Here is a 2,711-nt window from a genome sequence, read left to right as displayed (position 1 = left end):
CGGGATTGGGGACGGTCCCACTTCAAGATACAAAGCTTGCGATTATGGAGCTTGAAAGATGTGTCAAGCAGTTGGGATTGCGAGGAGTGCAGATCGGGACTCATGTGAACGGCACGAATTTAGATGCTCCTGAGTTCTTTTCTTTCTTTAAGGCTGCTGCGGAATTGGGAGCCAGTGTTTTTGTTCACCCTTGGGATATGTTGGCGCCAGAACGTATGGAAAAGTATTGGTTAAAGTGGTTAGTGGGAATGCCGGCCGAGCTCGCCGTTGCGATCAGCTCATTGATTTTTAGTGGAACGCTCGAGAAACTTCCGCACCTCAAAATCGCATTCGCTCATGGCGGTGGATCTTTCCCGGGGACCTTTGGTCGGATCAAGCACGGATTTAAGAGTCGTCCTGATCTTGTAGGGATCGATAACGACATTTGCCCCTCGAGTTATCTCAAACGGATTTATGTCGATTCGTTAGTTCACGATGAGGAAAAATTAAAATATTTATTGTCTGTTTTTGGGGAAAGCCAGATTGCTTTAGGAAGTGACTATCCCTTCCCGTTAGGAGAGGAAGTTCCTGGCACCATGATCCAAGAGATGGGACTTTCTCCAGAAATTCAAAAGAGATTGTTGTCGGGAACAGCTTTAGAATGGTTGGGCCATAAAGAAGGAGATTTTCTGTGAAATCAAAAGCTTTAGAGTTGGATCAGCAGGATCCTCTTTATATCTACCGTGATGAATTTCATTTTCCTAAAATGGCTAATGGGGATGATTATATTTATCTGTGCGGAAATTCTTTAGGCCTACAGCCGAAGCGCACGCAAGAGGCGATTCTCCAAGAGCTCAAAGACTGGGCCATGCTGGGCGTGGAAGGACACTTCGAGGCGAAAAATCCGTGGCTTCCTTATCACGAGACGGTGACGCACTCTTTGGCGCATCTGGTGGGAGCAAAGCCAGAAGAAGTTGTGGCGATGAATAGTCTCACTGTGAATCTTCACATCCTCATGGCTTCATTTTATCGCCCTACAAAACAACGCTATAAAATATTAATCGAGGGGAATGCATTTCCCTCGGACCAATATGCGGTGGCCTCTCAGGCTCGCTTCCATTCGAAAACGGTGGGTTTTGATTCGTCCACGGCGATTTTGGAAGTTTTCCCGAGAGCCGGTGAAAGCATTATTCGCACCGAAGATATCTTGCAGACCATCGAGGACAACAAAGATTCTCTCGCGTTAGTGATGTTGGGCGGAGTGAATTATTTGACAGGCCAACTTTTCGAAATCGAAAAGATTGGTCAAAAGACTCATGAGGTGGGTGCGATCTACGGATTAGATCTGGCTCACGCGGCGGGAAATATTGATTTAAAGCTTCACACCTGGAATGTGGATTTTGCGGCCTGGTGCTCGTACAAGTATCTCAATGCGGGACCGGGTGGCATTTCTGGAATCTACATTCATCAACGTCATTTTACCGATCCCTCGATCCCGCGCTTTGAGGGCTGGTGGGGACACGATAAGAAAACTCGTTTCGTGATGCCGTCGCAGTTTTCGCCGATTCCGAGCGCCGAAGCTTGGCAGCTCAGTAATCCACCGATTTTTCAATTAGCGGCACTAAAGGCGTCTTTAGATGTGTTTGATCGTGCGGACATCATCAACATTCGCGCAAAAACAAAAAAAATGTCGACCTTCTTGTGGGAGTTGCTAGCGCAACTTCCCCAAGGATTTGTAGAAATCTTCACCCCCGAAGATCCAGAGCAGCGGGGGGCGCAGCTGTCCCTAAAAATTAAAAACTCTTCTCGCGAAATGGTTAAAGATTTACGGGATGCGGGCATCATCTGCGACTTCCGAGAGCCCAATATCATTCGCGTGGCTCCGACAGGTTTGTACAATTCCTATATGGACTGTTATCGCTTTGTAGAAAGGCTTGAGCTCTATGCAAAAAAATAAAGTTACGATTTGTGGCGCTGGTTTAGTCGGTTCGCTCCTGGCGCTGTTTCTCGCGCGGCGAGGTTTTCAGGTCGATGTGTATGAGAGACGAAAGGATCCTCGAGAACGGCTCAAGCAATTGGGTGCGGTGGGTGAGGGACGCTCCATCAATTTGGCGATATCGACTCGCGGACTGCACGCGCTGTCGCTTTTGGAGCTCGAGCAGGACATTCGCAAGGAAGCCATTCCGATGAAGGGTCGTATGATGCATGCGCACTCGGGAGAACTCACATACCAACAGTATGGTTCCTCTGACAGTCAGTATATTAATTCGATCTCGCGGGGATGGCTCAATTGTTTCTTACTCGATGAGGCCGAAAAACATTCGTCGGTGCGATTGTTCTTTAACCAAAAGTTAATCGGTATGGATCTTGAGCGCAAAGAGGCGTTGTTCGAAACGACGACCAACGGTGCAAAAGCTCCTCAGGAGTACGAGATTTTTATTGGGACGGATGGATCGTCGTCGGAGGCCCGCGACACTCTCCAAGAGAAAGCCTTGATGGCCGCCACCAACGAAGAACTGTCGCACGGTTATAAAGAATTCGTCATGCCGGCAAAGTCCAATGGCGATTACAAAATGGAAAAAAATGCGCTGCACATTTGGCCCCGAGGGACCTACATGATGATCGCGCTCCCAAACACGGATGGAAGTTTCACTTGCACCTTGTTTATGCCGAACGCTCCTATGCCTAACAGCAAATATAGTTTTATGGGACTCAAGCGGCGAACCGATGTG

The 2,711-nt window shown here is 48.2% G+C and carries 3 protein-coding genes; all 3 read left to right on the top strand.

All coding sequences use genetic code 11. The features are described 5' to 3' along the window. A partial coding sequence (locus K2Q26_10165) for an amidohydrolase (GenBank protein MBY0315874.1) occupies positions 1-674 on the top strand: 674 nt, incomplete at its 5' end. Next, positions 671-1,936, top strand: a complete 1,266-nt coding sequence (kynU, locus tag K2Q26_10160) for a kynureninase (GenBank protein ID MBY0315873.1) — start codon at positions 671-673, stop codon at positions 1,934-1,936. The genes K2Q26_10165 and kynU, both read left to right, overlap by 4 nt. Further along, on the top strand, positions 1,923-2,711 hold a 789-nt coding region (locus tag K2Q26_10155; GenBank protein MBY0315872.1), incomplete at its 3' end, for an FAD-dependent monooxygenase. The genes kynU and K2Q26_10155, both read left to right, overlap by 14 nt.

It is taken from the genome of Bdellovibrionales bacterium, assembly GCA_019750295.1.
Classification (GTDB): domain Bacteria; phylum Bdellovibrionota; class Bdellovibrionia; order Bdellovibrionales; family JAGQZY01; genus JAIEOS01.
Note: the sequence above shows the minus strand (reverse complement) of the source record. Positions and strands in the feature narration are given on the sequence as shown.